This window comes from Roseburia sp. OM02-15, assembly GCF_003481835.1.
In the GTDB taxonomy this organism is placed as follows: Bacteria; Bacillota; Clostridia; order Lachnospirales; family Lachnospiraceae; genus Eubacterium_I; species Eubacterium_I ramulus_A.
In genome coordinates this window covers 99,399-121,237 of record NZ_QULX01000010.1, presented here as the reverse complement: position 1 = coordinate 121,237, position 21,839 = coordinate 99,399, and the positions used below count along the sequence as shown (strand labels likewise).

The following is a 21,839-nucleotide window of genomic DNA, read 5'->3' as shown; positions in this document are numbered from 1 at the left end:
CCCCATCTGATATAGCCTCCGGCAGGATTACAGAGGTGCGCAGTTGAAGTATGTCATGCAATTGCATGACGCGCACCTCGCAACAAGAATGCTGGAGCATTCTTGAATTTCGTTATACAAAAGAAAACGGATTTCAACTATTGGAAAAAGATTTGCGTATGAAACTGAAACCATGGATGGATGAAACTTTCCGTAATGTATTTTGATGTGAAAGAATTGCAGGAATGGGTAAGCCGCTGTGAGAAATAAACAGAAACTTTAATGAGTTGAAGTGAAAAAACTTGCTTTTTATTTTGTGCCTTATTATAATATTGGAATTAAGAGTTTGTAAAAAAGAATTTTCTAAGGAGGGCCAGAACCATGATAAAATTACATGAGAATGGTGTATATCTGCTCAATGGAACGGAGATTATCGAAGATAATCAGGAGGCTGCAGCATGTCTTGCGGCAAAAACAGGAAAAACAGTGACCGCTGCAGAAGCTGCAACCGGTACAATGGCATATCGTATTTTGAAAGCACACAATACTTCCGGAAATATGGAGCAGCTTCAGATTAAATTTGATAAGCTGACTTCCCATGATATCACATTTGTCGGTATCATCCAGACAGCACGTGCGTCAGGACTGGAGAAATTCCCGGTTCCTTATGTACTGACAAACTGCCACAATAGTCTGTGTGCGGTTGGCGGAACCATCAACGAAGATGACCACATGTTTGGACTGAGCTGTGCAAAGAGATACGGCGGAATCTATGTACCGCCTCATCAGGCAGTTATCCATCAGTTTGCCCGTGAAATGCTTGCCGGCGGTGGCAAAATGATCCTTGGTTCTGACTCCCATACACGTTACGGTGCCCTTGGTACTATGGCTATGGGCGAGGGTGGTCCGGAGCTGGTAAAACAGTTACTGTGCAAAACATACGACATCAAAATGCCGGGTGTAGTAGCAATTTACCTGACCGGTGAACCGATGAAAGGTGTTGGCCCGCAGGATGTGGCTCTGGCAATCATTGGAGCGGTATTTAAAAATGGTTATGTAAATAACAAAGTTATGGAGTTTGTCGGACCTGGTGTTGCATCCTTAAGCGCAGATTTCCGTATCGGCGTGGATGTTATGACCACAGAGACAACCTGTCTGTCTTCTATCTGGGTTACAGATGAAAAAATTAAAGAGTTTTATGATATTCACGGCAGATCTGCAGATTATGCAGAACTGAAACCGGAAGCAGTTACTTACTACGATGGCTGTGTTGAGGTGAACTTAAGCGAGATCAAACCAATGATCGCTATGCCGTTCCACCCAAGCAATACTTATACCATTGATGAAGTAAATGCAAATCTGGAAGAGATTCTGGCTGAAGTTGAGAAAAACGCGTTAGTAAGTCTGGATGGAGCCGTAGAGTACAAATTAAGAGATAAGATTCGCAACGGAAAATTATATGTAGATCAGGGAATTATCGCAGGATGTGCCGGTGGTGGATTTGAAAATATCTGTGCCGCTGCTGACATTCTGAATGGCAAGAGCATCGGACCGGATGAGTTTACTTTAAGCGTATATCCGGCAAGTATGCCAGTTTACATGGAATTAGTAAAAAATGGTGCCGCAGCTAAGATCATGGAGACAGGTGCAATTATGAAGACTGCATTCTGTGGACCATGTTTCGGTGCCGGTGATACACCGAATAACAACGGATTCAGTATCCGTCATACAACCAGAAACTTCCCGAACCGTGAAGGTTCCAAACTGCAGAATGGACAGATCGCTTCCGTAGCACTGATGGATGCACGTTCCATCGCTGCAACCGCTGCAAACAAAGGTTATCTGACACCGGCTACAGATCTGGATGTAGAATACACAGGACCGAAATATTTCTTTGATAAAACAATTTATGAGAACCGTGTATTTGACAGCAAAGGTGTGGCTGATCCGAACGAAGAACTGAAATTCGGACCAAACATCAAAGACTGGCCGGCAATGAGCGCACTGACAGACAATCTGGTTTTGAAAGTGGTATCTGAGATCCATGATCCGGTTACTACAACAGATGAGCTGATCCCGTCCGGTGAGACATCTTCTTATCGTTCCAATCCGCTGGCACTGGCTGAGTTCGCCCTGTCCAGAAAGGATCCGGAATATGTAGGTCGGGCAAAAGAAGTTCAGAAAGCAGAGAAAGCAAGAATCGCCGGTGAGAAACCGACGGAGGCACTTCCGGAGCTTGCACCGGTCATTGAGACCATTAAGGCAAAATACCCGGATCTGAACCGTGAGAACTTCAGTATCGGAAGTACGATTTTTGCAGTAAAACCGGGTGACGGTTCTGCCAGAGAGCAGGCTGCTTCCTGCCAGAAAGTATTAGGCGGATGGGCAAACATTGCCAACGAGTACGCAACCAAACGTTATCGTTCCAACCTGATCAACTGGGGTATGCTTCCATTCCTGATTCCGGAAGGAGATCTCCCATTTGCAAACGGTGATTATCTGTTTGTACCGAATGTGCGCAAAGCCATCGAGGACAAGCTGACAGATATCGAAGCATACGTAGTAAAAGACGGTGAATTAAAACCGTTTACTCTGAAAATGGGTGATCTGACAGAGGATGAGAGAACTATCATTCTGAAAGGCTGCCTGATCAATTATTACAGAGATTAAAAAGATCCTTAAGATTGTATAAACAACGGATAAAGAAAAACGAAAAGAATCCTGGAAACGGGATTCTTTTTGATTTTTTTGCGAACAATTCTGTTATGTGCAGAAAAAGTATGGTATACTTATTTCAGCTATCACGATTGAGTTTGGGAGATTTTTAGAAAGGCAATTTTAGCATGCAGGAAGAAACAAAAAAAGAACATACTGCAACTGAGAAACAACCGGAGAAAAAGAAAGTAAATCTGGATATCCGACCATATCTGGCGATTGGCCTGACTGTCATTTTGATAGTTGTGGTCTGCATCGCAATCTTTTTTGTGGTACTTCGATTTGACGGATTATTTTCCGGTTTCCAAAAGATTTTACAGAGTCTTCAGGCCATTTTAGTAGGAGTGATCGTGGCATATCTGCTTAATCCGATCATGAAATGGTTTGAACGTTTTTTATATAAAAGAAGCAGACAAAAATCAAAAGAACTGACACGCAAACAGTGTCAGAAAATCCGGGCAGCGTCGGTAGCTTTTGCCATGGCGATCTTTTTGGCAATCATTGTGGTACTGATCTGGTTGATCATTCCACGGCTGGTAGTTTGTATTGAAGATATCGTCACGAGTATGGGTGAAAAAGTCCAAAATCTAACGAAATGGGTGGATCGTCTGACCAAACAGAACAGTGCTATATCAGGAAAGCTGGATACGTTCATTGCGGATGCATCGGTTTATCTGGAAGACTGGCTGCGCAAAAATGTGTTGCAGCAGTCTGATTTTATTGCAAGTATCACAACCGGTGTTTATAACGTCGTAAGAGCAATCTTTAATGTGATCATCGGTTTTATTGTTGCTGTATATGTGTTAATGACCAAAGAAAAATTCATTGGTCAGTTAAAGAAAATTATTTATGCGATCTTCCGTCCACGTTACGGAAATGTGGTCATGGAAGTGATACGAAAAGCAGATGATGTGTTTGGTGGATTTTTCATCGGAAAGATTATTGATTCGCTGATCATTGGCTGTATCTGTTTTGTTGGACTGGCTATTTTGCGTATGCCGTATGTGGCACTGGTCAGCGTAATCGTTGGTGTGACGAATATCATCCCGTTTTTTGGACCGTATATCGGCGCGATTCCAAGTGTGATCCTGATCTTTTTGGTAGATCCGATGAAAGGTCTTTATTTCATTATCTTCATCATTGTTTTACAGCAGGTGGACGGAAATGTTATTGGTCCGAAGATCCTTGGAAATACGACTGGTCTGAGCCCGTTCTGGGTTATCTTTGCAATCCTGTTGTTTGGCGGAAGTTTTGGCGTCATTGGTATGTTATTTGGTGTACCGATTTTTGCGGTACTGTACTATATTATCAAGCGTGTGGTAGAGCATGTGTTGAAAAAGCGGCGATTGCCGGAAGGAACCGATGAGTATATCGAACTTGCCACGGTGGATACTGTGACAAATGAAGTGAAGATGAAAGCTACGGAGGAGCCGGAAGCGTCGATCCGCAAATATGAGGAGACAGAGGAAAAAAAGTAAATTTTTGAATAAAACAAAAAATACAGACATGAGGTGAATAACGGTGGATAAGTATGAGTATAAGTTAAAGTTGGAGCAGCTTCAGAATCTGATGGCTGCAGGTGACTACGCCACAGCATCAGAGATGGCGGATACCATTAACTGGAAAAAGGTGCGCAGCAGCAATACACTGTGTATGGTGAGCGATATTTACGAAAAAACAGAGAAATATGACGCCTGCAGGGAAGTGTTACTGCAGGCATATGATCATTCTCCGATTGGAAGAAATATCGTAAGCAAGCTGGCAGAAGTGTCTATCAAAGCAAAAAGGATTGATGAGGCTGAGGAATATTATAACGAGTTTCTTGAGATTGCACCAAAAGACAATATGCGTTATGTGCTGGCATATGAGATCAGCTGCCTGAAGGATGCGCCACTGACAGACCGTATCGCGATCCTGGAAGAATTGAAAGAGCATGAATATACGGAAAAATGGGCATATGAGCTGGCTGCATTATACGGACAGGCAGATATGCGTGATAAATGCGTGGAGACCTGTGACGAACTGATTCTCTGGTTTGGTGAAGGTGAATATGTGGAGAAAGCGTTAGATCTGAAACGTCTGTATCAACCGCTTACTCCGGCACAGGAGGAAAAATACAAACAGTTCCGTGAGAAAAAAGGAATGGTGGAGATCAGCATTCCGGCAGCACCGGAGCGCAAAAATGTCATCCATGAGATGGTAAAGACACCGGAGACAACGGTTACAGCAAGCAAGTTTAATACTTCCAACCTGGAGGAAGAACTTGCAAAGAGCATGAAGCAGATCATGGAAGCAACCAAAAAAGAAACCGTGGTAGATACCATGGAGAACATCAAGAAGATTGTCGGTGACATTCCATATCTGAACGGTGAGCATGAGGCAGAGGAGACCTTTACGTTTGACAAAGAGAAGATCAATGAGCAGGTCGACGAGCGGTTAAAGAAAGAATTTGACAAACTGATGGCTGAAAATGCAGAAGAATCCGATAAGAAAGACGAGCCGGAAACGGAAGCGAAGCCGGAGGAGACATTGTCAGAAGCCATTGAGGAAGAAAATGCAGAAGAGGATACCATTGAGGAAAAAGCGGCATCCGCACAGGCAAGCATTGAAGAAGTTCTGGATGAATGGGAAAAGACAAAACATGCGGCTGAGATCGCAATCGCAGCGGCAGAACAGAAGAAGCTGGAAATTTCCAAAGAGCATGCACTGGTGGAAGCCGGTGAGATCATGGAACGTCTGAAAACACTGATCCCGATTTTATCAGCAACTCCGGGAGAGGAAATCCCGGTTCCGGAAGATACCGTTGCAGCAGCACTGGTTCCGGATGAATCTGAGAAAGCAGAAGCAAAAGAAGATTTAGAGGAAACAGCAGAAGCAGAGTCTGAGACGGAAGAAACAAAAGAAGCAGCAGAAACTGTAGAGACAGAATCACAGATTGAGCCGGAAACAGAAAAAGCGGCTGATGAGGAGACTGTAGTTGAAGCAGCTGAACCGTCTGTAGAGGCAGCAGATGCAGAACTGGAAGATGTTGAAGAAGAAGCACCGGTAGAGGAAAAAGAAGATCTGTCTACAACAAAAGAAATGCCGGATTTGAAGGCAGCACGTACAGAAAAAACAGCAGAGACAGAGGAAGAAGCCGAAGCTGAGGAAGAACCGAAAGAAGAAAAACGACTGAGTGTGGTTGAGCCGGTTCCGGATGAAGAACTGGAAAAAGTACTGGCACAGGCAACACAGATGTTTGTGGAAAATGCAAATGTAGAAGTTCCGGTAACCGGAACAGCACCGACCGGCGTATCTCAGAATACCGGTGTTTTACCGGAGATCCAGATGCCGGATGATATCGAGGAAGACAAAAAAGAACTGACAGAGGAACAGAAGGAATTATTCTCTTATTTCCTTCCAGTACCGGGTATGGAAGACCAGATCCGTCAGGTTCTGTTAGGCGCAAAAACAAGAATCGGCAATTCCGTTACTTCTCTGGCAGGTAATATTCTGATCCAGGGTGAGGAAGGAAGTGGTAAAACCGTATTTGCCACAAGCCTGATCAAAGCAATTCAGAAAGAAATCGGAAATGAAGATGCGAAGATCGGCAAGATTAGTGCAGAATCTCTGAACCACAAAGATTTTGCAGCGCTGATTCCGAAGATTGAGGGCGGATATCTGATCGTAGACAAGGCAGGTCAGCTGACAGCAGAAACAGCAGCTTACATGTCTCAGGTTATGGAACAGAATACACAGGGTATGGTTGTGATCCTGGAAGATACCAGAGCAGGAATCCGTAAAGTTATGAACCTTGATTTTGGCTTCACTAAGAAATTTACAGAAAAGATCGATATTCCGATTTTTACGATTGATGAGTTAGTTGATTTTGGTAAATCTTATGCAAAAGAGATGGAGTGCACCATTGATGAGATGGGCGTTCTGGCTTTATATAACCGTATCAATAATATCCAGAAGCTGGATCGCGCAACCACACTGGCAGAGGTAAAAGACATTGTGGATGAAGCCATTGAGAAAGCAGAAGGCAGCGGAATCAAAAAAGCATTTGGTTCTATTTTCTCAAAGAAATATAACGAAAACGATTATCTGATTCTTCATGAAAAAGATTTTGAGTAATCGCTGAAAAAGATTTATCCGTAAATCTTGAAAATAAAAGAGGGTTTTAAGGAGGAGAAACATTATGGGGAACATTTCTGAGTATGATATGTATCTGTTTGGCGCAGGAGTGCATTATGATATGTATATGAAACTTGGGGCACATCCTTGTAAAAAAGGCAGATGGCAGGGCGTAAATTTTGCTGTCTGGGCACCGAACGCAAAACGTGTGTGGGTGATCGGTTCATTCAATGACTGGAATGAGACTTCACATGAGATGAAACGACTGGAGCCAAATGGCATTTATGAGCTGTTTGTCAGCAATGTGAAGATCGGTGACATGTATAAATACCTCATTGAAACTCAGGATGGACGCAAACTGTATAAGGCAGATCCGTATGCAAACTATGCGGAGATGCGTCCGGGAACAGCATCCAAGGTGGCAGATATCAGCAAACTGAAATGGTCTGATGAGAAATGGATGCAGGCGCGTGCTGAGCACAAGGATGATGAGGTATACCGTCAGCCGATGTCCATTTATGAGGTACATCCGGGTTCTTGGAAACGTCATGCGGGTTATGATGAAGACACCGGATTCTATACATACCGTGAACTGGCAGTGGAACTGACCAAATATGTAAAAGAGATGGGATATACTCACGTTGAGCTGATGGGAATTTCCGAGTATCCGTTTGATGGTTCCTGGGGCTATCAGGTAACCGGATACTTTGCACCGACTTCCCGTTATGGAACGCCGGAGGACTTTGCATATCTGGTAAACTATCTGCACAAACATAAAATCGGTGTTATTCTTGACTGGGTTCCGGCGCATTTCCCAAGAGATGCACACGGACTGGCAGAGTTTGACGGAACCTGTCTGTATGAGTACGCAGATCCGCGAAAAGGAGAGCATCCGGACTGGGGCACCAAGATTTTTGCCTATGGAAAAACTGAGGTCAAGAACTTCCTGTTAAACTCCGCATTGCTCTGGGTAGAAAAATATCACATTGACGGACTTCGTGTGGATGCGGTTGCTTCCATGCTGTATCTGGATTACGGAAAAGAAGCCGGTCAGTGGGTACCAAACGAGTACGGCGAGAATAAGAATCTGGAAGCAATCGAATTCTTCCGTCACTTAAATACACTGGTTTGCGGCAGAAATCCGGGCGCAGTGATGATCGCAGAAGAATCCACCGCATGGCCGATGGTAACCGGAAAAGCCGAAGATGGCGGTCTGAATTTTACTTACAAATGGAATATGGGATGGATGCATGATTTCCTGGATTACATGAAACTGGATCCGTATTTCCGTAAAGATAACCACAACAAGATGACATTTGCCATGAGCTATAACTACAGTGAGAAATACATTCTGGTACTTTCTCACGATGAGGTGGTTCATCTGAAATGTTCCATGCTGAACAAAATGCCGGGACTTGGCATTGATAAATACCGCAACCTGATGGTTGGATATTCCTTCATGATGGGGCATCCGGGCAAGAAGTTGTTATTTATGGGACAGGATTTCGGACAGTTGCGAGAGTGGAGTGAGAAACGCGAACTTGACTGGGATCTTCTGGAAGATGAAAAACACAGTCACTTACAGTCATTTGTAAAAGGACTGCTGACGATTTACAAAAAATATCCGGCAATGTATGAGCTGGATGATCATCCGGAAGGATTTGAGTGGATCAATCCAAATGACGGATATCGAAGCATTTTCAGTTTTGTGCGTCACAGCAAATCCGGAAGAAACAGCTTACTGTTTGTATGCAACTTTACACCGATGGCACGTCCGGATTATCGTGTGGGCGTACCGAAAAAGAAAAAATACACCTTATTACTGAACAGTGATGATGCGAAATTCGGCGGCGAAGGTACAGAGCGACCAACCGTTTACCAGGCTGAGAAATCAGAGTGTGACGGCAGACCGTATTCCTTTGCATATGAACTTCCGCCATATGGAGTAGCAATATTCAAATTCTAATTAAGATACGAGAGAAAACATAACTTTCACCTTAATGGTGAGAAACAACGATATCAGGAGCATTTTTGTTCCGGGGAGTCCCACTGCAGATCATTTATGATGCTCATACAGTGGGATTTCTTTTATAAAATTTTGTGAAATACGATAGGAAGGAAATGGAGTAGAATGGCGATATTAGATACGATTCTTCAACAACTAAATATATGGGATGGGCAGCTGTTGCTTTTTATTCAAAACCATTTGCGTTCGGAAACGTTGAATCCGATCGTGATCGCTGTCACGAATCTTGGAAATGCCGGAATTTTCTGGATTGTGTTATCTGTCATTTTACTGTTTCCAAAGAAAACCAGACGTGCGGGAATTTTGTCCCTGTTGGCGCTGCTTGGTTCTCTGTGTGTGACAAATTTCCTGTTGAAAAATTATGTGGCGCGTGTTCGCCCTTACGAAGTCGTGCAGGGATTGCAATGCCTGATCCCGGCACAAAAAGACTGGTCCTTCCCGTCCGGACATGCATCCGCATCCTTCGCGTCAGCGGTGGTGATCTATAAAAGCTGTTATCGCAGAATCGGGGTGCCGGCGTTGATTCTTGCGTTTGCGATATCATTATCGAGATTGTATGTTGGAGTGCATTATCCGAGTGATGTGATTGTGGGAATGATCATTGGAACGCTGATTGCGCTGATATTGTTTTGGATCTTTGGGGAGAAGAAATATAAGGCGCGGGCACGTAGACATCGCTAAAAAAGTTTATCTCAGTCTGAGTTGAGACTCCCACTTCTGCAAGTGGTGAGTAGTAACAAGTATTTCTCAGTGGAATATGTGAAAACAAAATCAGAGAAAGTTTCCTCACTCACTAGACGTTCACTACCTTTGTTTCACGGCGGTTTCATCGCGCACGTTCCCGGCTCCTATAAAAGCTGGTCGCCTCCCACTTGCGCAAAACCTTGTGAAACTCAGTCGTTCGCTTAATCGTTCGTTGAGGAAACTTTCTCTGATTTTGTTATTTCAGTTTTATATAGAATAGACCAGCTTTTATTAAAGTAAGTGTAAAGCATAGAAGTGAAACGAAAATTCTGCACGTAGTGTGGCACGCAGTGCAGGGTGGCGCAAAAATTTACGAAATTCTCTGTGTAGATTAAGAACTCCAGCAATTTTATCTCAAGGAGCGATTGTTAGCGACTGAGAAAAAATTGCTGGAGTTCCTATTAAAAATAAAAATGGTAAATTTTAAGCCATCCCTAAACAAGAATTAGCATTTTTCCGGTTCCGGATAATCTACACCGAAAGTCTCCACAGTAACTTTAGCCATTTTCTGCTGTGCCATCGGACGATCACTGTAATCACAACGTGTCTCTGCGATCTTGTTTACATTCTCCATACCTTCGATTACTTTACCGAAGCCTGCATACTCACCATCAAGATGTGGTGCGGCAGCGTGCATGATGAAGAACTGGCTTCCAGCGGAGTTCGGCATCATAGTACGAGCCATAGACAGAACACCCGGTGTATGTTTCAGATTGTTTGTGAAACCATTGTGAGAGAACTCACCGCGGATGCTGTATCCAGGACCACCGATACCGGTTCCTTCCGGATCGCCACCCTGAATCATAAATCCTTTGATGACACGGTGGAAGATAACACCGTCATAAAAACCTTTCTGTACCAGTGAAATAAAGTTATTTACTGTATTTGGGGCGATTTCCGGATAAAGCTCAGCTTTGATGATATCGCCGTTTTCCATTTCGATTGTTACGATTGGATTCTGTGCCATAATGACCTCCTTAATTATAGCCAAAAAATATAGTAAATTGGCATTTCTATTTAGCATTGTATATGAAAAAGTGATTGTTTTCAACAAAATTCAAAAAAATGGCTATTTTTTTAGTGATTCGTGTGATACTGTAAAAAAAGACCAATTTTTTCAAAGCCGCGTGCAAACTGTAACATTTTTGAGGTTACAGTTCACTCATCACATGTATTCAGGTAATGATCATGCTTGCATGAGGAATTAGCTGGATACATAGTGATGAAGGGAGCGCCTTTTTATGAGCAAAAGTAGTAGCGAAGCTACGGAGAAGCCCGAAAGGGCATTTTGCGAATGGCGCGTGTGAACTGTAACTTTTTGAGAGAGCGCGACTGGTATGGCGGCGGGAAATCGTTGCAATTTGCGGTGATTTTCATTATAATGTTGGAATAGGTGGGATCGTGATGGAAACAAGAGAAAAAGACATGAAAAAGATATCAGAAAATGAAAAAATGCCGCGGACCAAAGATGTGACAGATGAAATTGCGGTGAAATCAATAGAACCGGACTCTATTTTGGATTCGGCAAAACTTGTGCCGATCAAAGATTTTGTAAGTCCGGAGGAACTGCACAAAGATCTGATTCAGATCATTCGCAAATATCATCCGTCAGCGGATATTTCCATGGTGGAAAAAGCATATCAGATCGCAGCGGAAGCACATAAGACACAGGTGCGCAAATCCGGAGAACCGTATATCATTCATCCGTTATATGTAGCGATTATTCTGGCAGAGCTTGAGATGGATAAAGAAACCATTGTTGCCGGTTTGCTGCATGATGTCGTAGAAGATACGGTGATGACCGATGAGGAGATCAAGGAAGAATTCGGACCGGAGGTTGCTCTTTTGGTTGACGGAGTAACAAAACTTGGTCAGATTTCCTATAAAGCAGATAAGGTAGAAGTTCAGGCAGAAAACCTGCGTAAGATGTTCCTTGCCATGGCAAAGGATATCCGTGTTATCATTATCAAGCTGGCAGACCGTCTGCATAATATGCGTACCTTAAAGTACATGAAGCCGGAAAAACAGAAAGAGAAAGCCCGCGAGACGATGGATATTTACGCCCCGATCGCACAGCGTCTTGGTATTTCCAAGATCAAGATCGAGTTAGAGGATCTTTCCCTGAAATATCTGGAGCCGGAGGCATATTATGATCTGGTAGAGAAGATCGCGGTGCGCAAATCTGCCCGTGATAAATATGTCAATTCTCTGGTGAATGATGTGGAAGTCTGTATGAAGGAAGCCGGTATTGAGGCGACTGTCATGGGACGTGCAAAACATTTCTTCAGCATTTACAAAAAGATGGTAAACCAGAATAAGACATTGGATCAGATTTACGATCTGTTCGCCATCCGTATTATCGTAAAAGATGTCAAGGACTGTTATGCGGCACTCGGTGTCATTCATGAAAAATACAAACCGATCCCGGGACGTTTTAAAGATTATATTGCAATGCCGAAGCCGAATATGTATCAGTCTTTGCATACGACACTGATCGGACCGACTGGTCAGCCGTTTGAAATTCAGATCCGTACCGAGGAGATGCATCGTACTTCTGAATACGGTATTGCTGCACATTGGAAATACAAAGAAGCAAATAACGGAAACAGCATCAACGGTGAGGAAGAAAAGTTAAGCTGGCTGCGTCAGATTCTGGAATGGCAGCGGGACATGTCCGATAATAAGGAGTTCATGAGCCTGTTAAAGAGCGATTTGGATCTGTTTTCAGACAGTGTATTCTGTTTTACACCGAGTGGTGATGTCAAGAACCTGCCAAAAGGTTCCACGCCGATCGATTTTGCCTACAGCATTCATTCCGCGGTAGGAAATAAGATGATCGGTGCAAAAGTAAATGGACGTCTGGTAACGATCGACTACAATATCCGTAACGGTGACCGCATCGAAGTTCTGACTTCTGCAAATTCCAAAGGACCGAGCCGTGACTGGTTAAATCTTGTAAAAAGTACACAGGCAAAAAATAAGATCAACCAGTGGTTCCGCAATGAGTTTAAGGAAGAAAATATTGTCAGTGGAAAAGAGCTGCTGAACAATTACTGTAAAGCAAAATCCATTAATTTTGGTGATATCAATAAGCCGGAATATCAGGCAAAAGTACAGCGTAAATATGGATTCCGTGACTGGGATTCTGTATTAGCAGCGGTTGGACATGGTGGACTCAAAGAGTCACAGATCGTTAACCGCATGATGGAAGAGTACCGCAAGGATCATAAGAAAGTAATTACTGATGAACAGATACTGTTTGAGGCATCTTCTTCCGAACAGAAGGAAAAACACGAAGAAGAAGCACGTACTTCGCATAAAAAGAGCGGAATTATCGTAAAAGGTCTGACGGATGTGGCAGTTCATTTTTCCAAGTGCTGCAGTCCGGTACCGGGTGACGAGATCGTCGGATTTGTCACAAGGGGACGTGGTGTATCCATTCACCGAACAGACTGTATTAATATCATGCAGCTACCGGATTTTGACAGACAGCGTCTGATCGAGGCGGAATGGCAGCAGGGAGCCGCTGATGAGGAAAACGGTGGTCATGGCAAATATCTGGCAGAGCTTCGCATTTTCGGAAACAACCGTACCGGTCTGTTGGTAGATATCACGAAGATTTTTACCGAGCGTGGCATTGATATTAATTCTATCAATTCCCGAACAAGCAAAAAGGGAATTGCGACCATTGAAGTTTCTTTCTATACAAAAGGTAAAGATGAACTGAGCATGCTTGGTGAGAAAATCCGTCAGATCGAGAGCGTCTTTGATATTGAGCGTACGACCGGTTGATAGGCATAAGGAGTATAAAAAATATATGGCAGATTTAAGAATTGAAGAATATAACGTTGGTGATATTGGAACAAACTGTTACTTTATCGTAAACGCGGACACAAAAGAAATGGTAATTATTGATCCGGGCGGAGACGGAGCAGATCTTATCCGCCGCATCAAAGAGCGTGGATTAAAGTTACAGGCAGTTTTGCTGACGCATGGACATTATGATCATGCGCATCATGCACGTATGGTAGCAGATGCATTTGGTGTTTCCGTATATGCAAGTGAAAAGGAAGAAGCCACCATGCATGACATTCAGAAAAATGTATCCGCAATGTTTGGCAATCCGGAGACTTATGATGCAGACGTGTATACAAAAGACGGTGATGTGCTTGAGTTAGCCGGATTCAAAATTAAAGTGATTTCCACGCCGGGACACACTGAGGGTGGATGTTGTTATTATTTTGAAGGCAACAAAGTGCTGGCAAGTGGTGACACCCTGTTTTGTGGTTCTGTTGGCAGAACAGATTTCAAGGGCGGCAGCATGTCAGATCTGGTGCGTTCCGTAAAAGAAAAACTGTTTAAACTTCCAAACGACACTGCGGTATTGCCGGGACATGAGGCACGTACCACGATTGGTTACGAGAAACAGTATAATATGTACTTAGCATAATTTAGTGTAATGATTTAAAAGGAATTTTCATGAAACAGGTAGATGAATTTGTATTTGTGGAAATTCCTTTTGTGACGTAAAAAGATACTATAATGGATAACATTTAAAAGAGATTGGAAAAGGAAATAAGTATGATTACAGTACAGTTAAATGAGCCGGATTTTGAATATGATATTCATTCTCTGGTAAAGGCGTTTTATCCACAGCATGACGTGCTTGTAAAAGCCATGCCACGGGAGGAGTTCCCAGAAAGCGTATTTCATCTTGTGGTAAATTATGACCGGAAGAACCACATGATTGATTTTAAATTTTATGAGCGGGAACAGCAGGAAAATGGTGCAGCAGAAGAAAAAATGACACTGGGCGGTAGCGTTCTGGTTGATTTTGCTGACCGGAAAAAGACAAAAAATGAGTTAAAGCAGCAGTTGTATTATTTGCTGACTCTGTATGCAGGAAAGACACTTCCCTGGGGCACACTGACGGGGATTCGCCCAACGAAGATCCCGATGGAACTGTTGGAAGAAGGAAAAAGCGAAGATGAGATCCGTTCTTATATGAAAGAGACGTATTTCGCATCTGACGAAAAAATTGAATTGAGTCTGGCAGTTGCAAAGCGTGAGCTGGAATTGTTGAGCCGTATTGATTATGAGAATGGCTACAGTCTGTATGTAGGTATTCCGTTCTGTCCGAGTACATGTCTGTATTGTTCATTTACCTCATATCCGCTGGCAAAATGGGCAAATCATATGGATGAGTATCTGGATGCATTGGAGAAAGAAATTGCGTTTACAGCAGAGGCTTGCAAACATAAGGTTTTGAATTCTGTATACATTGGTGGAGGAACACCGACGACACTTTCCGCAGAGCAGATGGATCGTCTGTTGACGATGATCGGAAGCTATTTTGGAATTGCGGATGAACAGGGCAGAATGATTTATGCGGATGAATCGGCAGAAAAGCAGACACAGCTTTTAGAGTTTACCGTAGAAGCTGGCAGACCAGACAGTATCACCAGAGAAAAACTGGAAGTCATCCATAAACATAATATTTCCAGAATTTCCATTAACCCACAGACCATGAAAGAAGAAACACTGCGTCTCATCGGTCGTCAGCATACTGTTCAGCAGACTATCGATAGTTTCAACCTGGCGCGAGAGGTTGGTTTTGATAATATCAACATGGATCTGATCGTTGGACTTCCGGAAGAGACCATCGAGGATGTACGTGAGACTATGAGACAGTTAGAAGAACTGGATCCGGATAACATCACTGTTCATTCACTGGCAATCAAACGTGCAGCCAGACTTCGGATGCAGAAGGAACAGTATGAGAATCTGCACATCGAGAATACCGCACAGACCATTGATCTGACCGCAGAATGCTGCCATGAGATGGGACTGGAGCCATATTATCTGTATCGCCAGAAAAATATGGCAGGCAATTTCGAGAATGTCGGCTACGCGAAACCGGGAAAAGCCGGAGTGTACAACATTCTGATCATGGAAGAAAAACAGACCATTATGGCGCTTGGCGCAGGTGCTACCACAAAAGTTGTTTTTGAGGATGGCAAGCGTATTGAGCGTGTGGGAAATGTAAAGGATATTACAAATTACCTGGATCGCGTGGATGAGATGGTAGAGCGGAAGCGGGAATTGCTGAAAAACTGTGGCCAGCTCTAGAAAATAAATTTTATAGATAAAATAAAACACCTGAATAATGATTCGTGAATGTATGTCTGCGGAGCATTTTTCAGGTGTTTTCTTTTGCATTTAATTATATCAAATGGAAATCAATTATATCATTTTGACAAAAATGATATAATTGACATTGATAACGACGAATCATATAATTTAATCAAATTAAGCTGAGTAGCGGCTATTGGGTTGCGAGCAAATGATGTGAATTAATGGTAAAAATTAGCGGGGGAAGCAACACCCGATATAGCTGGAATAATGAATACAAATAGTATTTTTACACAAAAGCCATTTATGGATTATGAAAATACAGAGACAGGAGAAAAAGCAAAATGATAACAGGCGAATTAAAAAATAAAATTGACGGATTGTGGGATATATTTGCAGCGGGTGGACTGGTAAATCCATTGGAGGTAATTGAACAGATTACCTATCTGATGTTTATTCATGATCTGGATGATTCGGACAACAGACGGGCAAAGGAAAGTGCAATGCTTGGCTTGCCGTATGAAAGTATTTTTGCAGAAGAAGTTAAGATCGGTGAAAGAACAATAGACGGAACTCAGTTAAAGTGGTCTGTGTTTCATGATTTTCCGGCAGACAGAATGTATTCTGTAATGCAGGAATGGGTATTCCCATTTATCAAAACATTACACAGCGATAAAAACAGCGCATATTCAAAATACATGGACGATGCTATTTTTAAATTGCCGACACCGCTGGTATTATCAAAAGTCGTGGATTCATTGGATGAGATTTATAAAATCATGAACGAGATTCAGACTGCAGATGTGCGTGGCGATGTATATGAATATTTGCTTTCTAAGATTGCGCAGTCAGGGTTGAATGGTCAGTTCCGTACACCGAGACATATTATCCGCATGATGGTAGAAATGATGGATCCATCCAGTGATGAAGTGATCTGTGATCCGGCGTGTGGTACATCTGGTTTCTTGGTGGCGGCAGGTGAGTATCTGAAAGAACAGAAAAAAGAGGAAATTTTCTTTGATAAGCAGAAAAAAGAGCATTATATGAATCACATGTTCCATGGCTATGATATGGATCGGACAATGCTTCGTATCGGGGCCATGAATATGATGACGCATGGAATCGACAACCCGTTTATTGAGTATAGAGACAGTTTATCAGATCAGAATCCGGATAAAGATAAGTACACACTGGTACTGGCAAATCCGCCATTTAAAGGAAGTCTGGATGCAGAGTCAGTGTCTGGCGATTTGCTGAAAGTGTGTAAAACGAAAAAAACAGAATTGCTTTTCCTGACATTATTTTTACGGATTCTGAAAATTGGCGGACGTTGTGCATGTATCGTTCCGGATGGAGTATTGTTTGGTTCTTCCAAAGCACACAAATCCATTCGAAAAGAAATTGTAGAAAATCAGAGACTGGAAGCAGTTATTTCAATGCCGTCTGGTGTGTTTAAACCGTATGCCGGAGTATCCACCGCCATTTTGATATTTACAAAAACAGAACATGGTGGAACCGATAACGTCTGGTTTTACGATATGACAGCAGATGGATTCAGTTTGGATGATAAGCGGACACCGATTGCAGACAATGATATTCCGGATATCATTGAGAGATTCAAACATCTGGAACAGGAAGCAGACCGAAAACGCACAGAAAAGTCCTTCATGGTTTCCAAAGAGGATATCGTAAATAATGACTATGATCTCAGTATTAATAAGTACAAGGAAGTGGAGTACATTCCGGTAGAATATCCGCCTACATCAGAGATTATGGCAAATATTCATGAGCTAGAGATGGAGATCGGGAAGAATCTGGCGGAGTTGGAAGAATTGCTAGGATTATAAAGGGGATGATATAGATGCATAAAGTAAGTAGACGAGGAGGCTTTTCCGATAGAAATGGGATTAAGCCAGAAAATATCGAGATACAGTTAAAGGATTTTGATAAGCGGACAAGAGTACAATTACAAAATATGATTAATAACATGTATGCAAAAACATATAATTATGGGTTAAATGAATGGGATAGTGAGATACAGGAATTTTTTAGATACGTTCTCGGAGATATTTATGCAGAACCTACGGATGTTCAGAAAAGATATTATGCAACAGATATATTTTTGATTATCAATAACACAATTAATAAAGACTCGTATGATGAGGTACTTACCGTAATAGAGGCACTTGTTCAATATTGGGATTCTTATATGCAAAAATGGAGACCTGACTATTATATAGAATATTATGGATATGTAGATAGTTCATTATATGAAGAAGCTAATGAGGTGTTTGAAAAAGAATATATAGGTTATAGATTTATTGATGAAAAAATCACGCCGATTAGCGATAAGTATGAAGTGGCAGCAGTGAACGAAGCGCTACAAAATATTTATCAACCAGTCAGGGAGCACATATCAAAAGCAAATTCATTGTTGGCAGATAGAGAAAATCCTGATTATGAAAATTCTATAAAAGAAAGTATTAGTGCAGTTGAAGCAATATGTGAAATCATTACGGGTGAAAGTGGAACTTTAGGGAAGCTGCTAACGAAAGTGGAACAAAAAGGTGTTTATATTCATTCAGCCTTACAGTCAGCATATAAAGTCTTGTATGGTTATACAAGCGATGCCAGTGGAATAAGACATGCAAGAAAATTGGGTGGTGTAGATTCAACATTTGCGGAAGCAAAGTATATGTTAGTTGCTTGTTCTGCATTTGTTAATTATCTTATGACATTAAATGCAGATTAATAAAAAGAAAGGAAAATGCAAATCGGATAAATTCCAATTTGTCGAAAGAAAATTGTGATATTTAATGATGTACTGGAAATAAAAAATGGAAGAAATCAAAAATTAGTTGAAAATTCAAATGGTAAATATCCCATTTATGGAAGTGGTGGAATCATGGGATATGCCGATGACTATATTTGCGAGGCAGATACTGTAATTATTGGGAGAAAAGGGAGTATAAATAATCCCATTTATGTTGATGAACCTTTTTGGAATGTTGATACAGCATTTGGACTTTGTGCCAAGAAAGATATTTTAATACCAAGATATTTATACTATTTTTGTCGACATTTTAATTTTGAACGATTAAATAAAGCGGTGACAATTCCAAGTTTGACCAAATCAGATCTTTTAAAAATAGAAATTAAAATACCGAAGATAGATGAGCAACGAAATGTAGTTGACAGACTTTTAAAAGTTGAACAAATAATTAGAATGAGAAAAAAAGAACTTTGTGAACTGAATGAGCTTATTAAAGCTCGATTTGTAGAGATGTTTGGTGATCCTATTCAAAATTCAAAAGGATGGGAGATGTCCTTGATAGAGGATGTGGTTGCTAAAGAAAAGAATGCTCTTAAAGCGGGACCTTTTGGATCAGCATTAAAAAAAGAGTATTATGTTGAATCAGGATATAAAATATATGGTCAGGAACAAGTTATAAGTGGGGATCATACACTGGGGGATTATTATATAGACGAGGCTCGTTATAAAATGCTGGAGAATTGCGCTGTACAAGCTGGAGATGTGCTTATTAGTCTGGTTGGAACATATGGAAAATTGCTTATTATGCCAGAAAACTTTGAACCTGGAATTATTAATCCACGTTTGATGAAAATTACGTTTGATAAAGAAAAGGTAAACCCATATTATTTTAAATATTTCTTTCAATCTGAGGCTTTGAAAAGAGCATTGTCAGAGAATACACATGGTGGAACTATGGATATATTAAATCTTGGAATTGTAAGAAAAATAGAAATACCTTTGCCACCATTAGACTTGCAAAACAAATTTGTTTCATTTGTCAACCAAGTCAACAAATCAAAAGTTGCAGTGCAAAAATCACTGGATGAAACACAATTATTATTTGATTCATTGATGCAGAAATATTTTGGGTAAAATTATAGTGTATAAATATTGATTTAGATAGCTACATGAGGAGAATTTTACATGGGAATGATGACAGTATATCATGGTGGATATCAACCAGTAGAAAAACCGGAGATTCGTCAAGGAAGAAACACAAAAGACTTTGGGACAGGTTTCTATTGTACAATTATTAAAGAGCAGGCGCAAAGATGGGCAAGAAGATACAATACAAAAATTGTTTCGGTATATGATGTTAGTATCAATTCAAACTTAAAGGTAAAAGAATTTAAAGAAATGACGGAAGAATGGTTGGATTTTATTATTGCGTGTCGAAGTGGTAAAATACACGATTATGATATTGTAATTGGTGCAATGGCGGACGATCAGATTTACAATTATATTTCTGATTATATGGATGGAGTAATTACCCGAGAGCAGTTCTGGATATTGGCAAAATTCAAATATCCAACACATCAAATTGTATTTTGTACAGATGATGCATTGAAATGCTTGCATTACAGAGGCTATGAGGAGGTTGTGTAATGGTTGGTGAAGGAAGAGAACCCAAAAAAGACAATGATTTATTTTATACTTGTAGCTTGATTGATTATATTTCAAGAAAAACAAAAAATGTGCGATCTTATGTAGTCAATAAACTGGGAAAAGAGCGATTAGAAAAAATATACGATCTTGCGGATGTGTATCATTGTGACAATATAGAACGAGTTTGTGATGATTTTATAGATGAAGCGAATATCGAGCAGGGAAATTTTGATAATGTGGCGGATTGCGGATATTCCATTCCAACTTATTGGGATATAGGAAAGGTATATAAGCGTTTGATCAAGCGCGTAGCAGAATATGAGAAGATTGACATTATAAGTGCATTGGAAAAAGTATACAATTCTTTTATCAGTCCGAAAATAGATGATTACAACAGCAGCGTTTATTATGAAAACCCGGAATATATATTTGAATGTTACAGGGAAAACCAGATGCTGTAAGTGATTTGTATAAAAATGTGCTGTAAAATGTTGGTAATGATCGAGAGGAGAATACCAACATGGATGAAAAATTAGTGAATATTATCAATGAAATGGCAGAGTATCTAAACATAGCACAGATGAAGAAGTTGCAGGAAGTATTATTGAGGCATTTGATAAATAGTGAAGTAGAGAAGTCGAATGTTTCAAATCTGGAATATTTGCAAATGTTTATAGATGCGAAGCGTATTGAAGGATGTTCAGACAGAACTTTGGGATATTATCAGGTGACAGTGGAACATCTGCTGAAAACCGTTGACGTTGAAGTGCGAAAAATGACGACGGATGATTTGCGAAGTTATCTTGCTGAATATCAGCAGATTAATAATTGCAGTAAAGTAACGGTTGATAATATCCGAAGAAATTTATCCAGTTTCTTTTCGTGGCTTGAGGAAGAAGATTATATTTTGAAAAGTCCGATGCGGAGGATTCATAAAATTAAGACAAAGCAACAGGTAAAAGAAATTATCTCTGATGAAATGATTGAAAAAATGCGTGATAATTGCAAAACAAAAAGGGATTTGGCAATTATTGATTTGCTGTATTCAACGGGAATTCGTGTCGGTGAGCTAGTTCGCTTGAATATTTCTGATATAGATTTTGAAGAACGTGAATGTGTGGTATACGGAAAAGGTGATAAGGAACGCCGTGTGTATTTTGATGCAAAGGCAAAATTGCATTTACAGAATTATATTAAAAGCAGAACAGACGATAATCCGGCATTATTTGTTACATTAGATGTTCCGTATGATCGGCTGAAAATTAGTGGTGTGGAAATTCGGATGCGTGAACTTGGACGCAGTTTGAGCATTCCCAAAATTCATCCACATAAGTTCAGGAGAACAATGGCGACACGAGCCATTGATAAAGGAATGCCGATTGAACAGGTGCAGAAAATTTTGGGACATTCACAGATTGGCACAACTATGCAGTATGCGATTGTAAATCAGAATAATGTAAAAGCATCTCATAGAAGATATATTGCGTAGATAGGATAACAATTCCAATTTTTAGAAACAACTATTGTTGTAATTACATGAAAAAATTAAAAATAGATGGTTTGACATAGAAGCGGTTAAAAGCTAATATAAATATGAAAAAAGTGCTACCGATAGACGGTTAGCCCTATATATGTTTTAGTTAAAAAATAACCGCCACAATTTTCTCAGGACTGGGCGGTTATTTTTGTGTCTTGAAATGTAAAAAA

15 protein-coding genes are annotated in these 21,839 nt (G+C 40.9%); 14 read left to right on the top strand and 1 reads right to left on the bottom strand.

Annotated elements, in window-relative coordinates:
- Positions 1–360 precede the first annotated feature (360 nt).
- The 5 genes from DXB15_RS10880 (at position 361) to DXB15_RS10860 (ending at position 9,517) form a co-directional block, all read left to right on the top strand.
- Entirely contained in the window at positions 361–2,649 is a 2,289-nt protein-coding gene (locus DXB15_RS10880) for a hydratase (protein ID WP_118702975.1), read from the top strand.
- 173 nt (positions 2,650–2,822) lie between these two features.
- On the top strand, positions 2,823–4,172 hold the full coding sequence (locus DXB15_RS10875; RefSeq protein WP_118702974.1) for an AI-2E family transporter: 1,350 nt from the start codon (positions 2,823–2,825) through the stop codon (positions 4,170–4,172).
- A gap of 43 nt (positions 4,173–4,215) precedes the next feature.
- Complete coding sequence (locus DXB15_RS10870; protein ID WP_118702973.1) at positions 4,216–6,810, top strand: ATP-binding protein; 2,595 nt, start codon at positions 4,216–4,218, stop codon at positions 6,808–6,810.
- A 64-nt stretch (positions 6,811–6,874) separates the two neighbouring features.
- Positions 6,875–8,776, top strand: coding sequence for a 1,4-alpha-glucan branching protein GlgB (glgB, locus tag DXB15_RS10865; RefSeq protein WP_109215528.1), 1,902 nt, complete (start codon positions 6,875–6,877; stop codon positions 8,774–8,776).
- A gap of 165 nt (positions 8,777–8,941) precedes the next feature.
- Positions 8,942–9,517, top strand: a complete 576-nt coding sequence (locus DXB15_RS10860; protein ID WP_118702972.1) for a phosphatase PAP2 family protein — start codon at positions 8,942–8,944, stop codon at positions 9,515–9,517.
- Between the two features lie 508 nt (positions 9,518–10,025).
- On the opposite strand, the gene DXB15_RS10855 is transcribed toward DXB15_RS10860, so the two are convergent.
- Positions 10,026–10,547, bottom strand: coding sequence for a peptidylprolyl isomerase (locus tag DXB15_RS10855; protein WP_118702971.1), 522 nt, complete (start codon positions 10,545–10,547; stop codon positions 10,026–10,028).
- Positions 10,548–11,005: 458 nt separating this feature from the next.
- Between DXB15_RS10855 and DXB15_RS10850 the strand changes: the two genes are divergently transcribed.
- The 9 genes from DXB15_RS10850 (at position 11,006) to xerA (ending at position 21,621) form a co-directional block, all read left to right on the top strand.
- Positions 11,006–13,372, top strand: coding sequence for a RelA/SpoT family protein (locus tag DXB15_RS10850; RefSeq protein WP_243115637.1), 2,367 nt, complete (start codon positions 11,006–11,008; stop codon positions 13,370–13,372).
- 25 nt (positions 13,373–13,397) lie between these two features.
- Entirely contained in the window at positions 13,398–14,030 is a 633-nt protein-coding gene (locus tag DXB15_RS10845; RefSeq protein ID WP_109215532.1) for an MBL fold metallo-hydrolase, read from the top strand.
- A gap of 131 nt (positions 14,031–14,161) precedes the next feature.
- Positions 14,162–15,709 carry a coproporphyrinogen dehydrogenase HemZ gene (gene hemZ, locus DXB15_RS10840; RefSeq protein WP_118702970.1) on the top strand — a complete coding sequence of 516 codons (1,548 nt, stop codon included), beginning with the start codon at positions 14,162–14,164 and terminating at the stop codon, positions 15,707–15,709.
- A 347-nt stretch (positions 15,710–16,056) separates the two neighbouring features.
- Positions 16,057–17,559, top strand: coding sequence for a type I restriction-modification system subunit M (locus tag DXB15_RS10835; RefSeq protein ID WP_118702969.1), 1,503 nt, complete (start codon positions 16,057–16,059; stop codon positions 17,557–17,559).
- A gap of 14 nt (positions 17,560–17,573) precedes the next feature.
- A complete protein-coding gene (locus DXB15_RS10830; RefSeq protein ID WP_118702968.1) occupies positions 17,574–18,464 on the top strand; it encodes an AbiJ-NTD4 domain-containing protein in 891 nt (296 codons plus the stop codon).
- 54 nt (positions 18,465–18,518) lie between these two features.
- Positions 18,519–19,619 carry a restriction endonuclease subunit S gene (locus DXB15_RS10825; protein ID WP_118702967.1) on the top strand — a complete coding sequence of 367 codons (1,101 nt, stop codon included), beginning with the start codon at positions 18,519–18,521 and terminating at the stop codon, positions 19,617–19,619.
- Between the two features lie 51 nt (positions 19,620–19,670).
- Positions 19,671–20,132, top strand: coding sequence for a DUF3990 domain-containing protein (locus DXB15_RS10820; RefSeq protein ID WP_118702966.1), 462 nt, complete (start codon positions 19,671–19,673; stop codon positions 20,130–20,132).
- The gene (locus DXB15_RS10815; protein ID WP_118702965.1) at positions 20,132–20,593 is read left to right on the top strand and encodes a hypothetical protein; all 462 of its coding nucleotides are present in this window, start codon (positions 20,132–20,134) and stop codon (positions 20,591–20,593) included. The genes DXB15_RS10820 and DXB15_RS10815 overlap by 1 nt, the downstream gene beginning before the upstream one ends.
- 59 nt (positions 20,594–20,652) lie before the next feature.
- On the top strand, positions 20,653–21,621 hold the full coding sequence (gene xerA / locus DXB15_RS10810) for a site-specific tyrosine recombinase/integron integrase (protein ID WP_118702964.1): 969 nt from the start codon (positions 20,653–20,655) through the stop codon (positions 21,619–21,621).
- Positions 21,622–21,839: the final 218 nt, after the last annotated feature.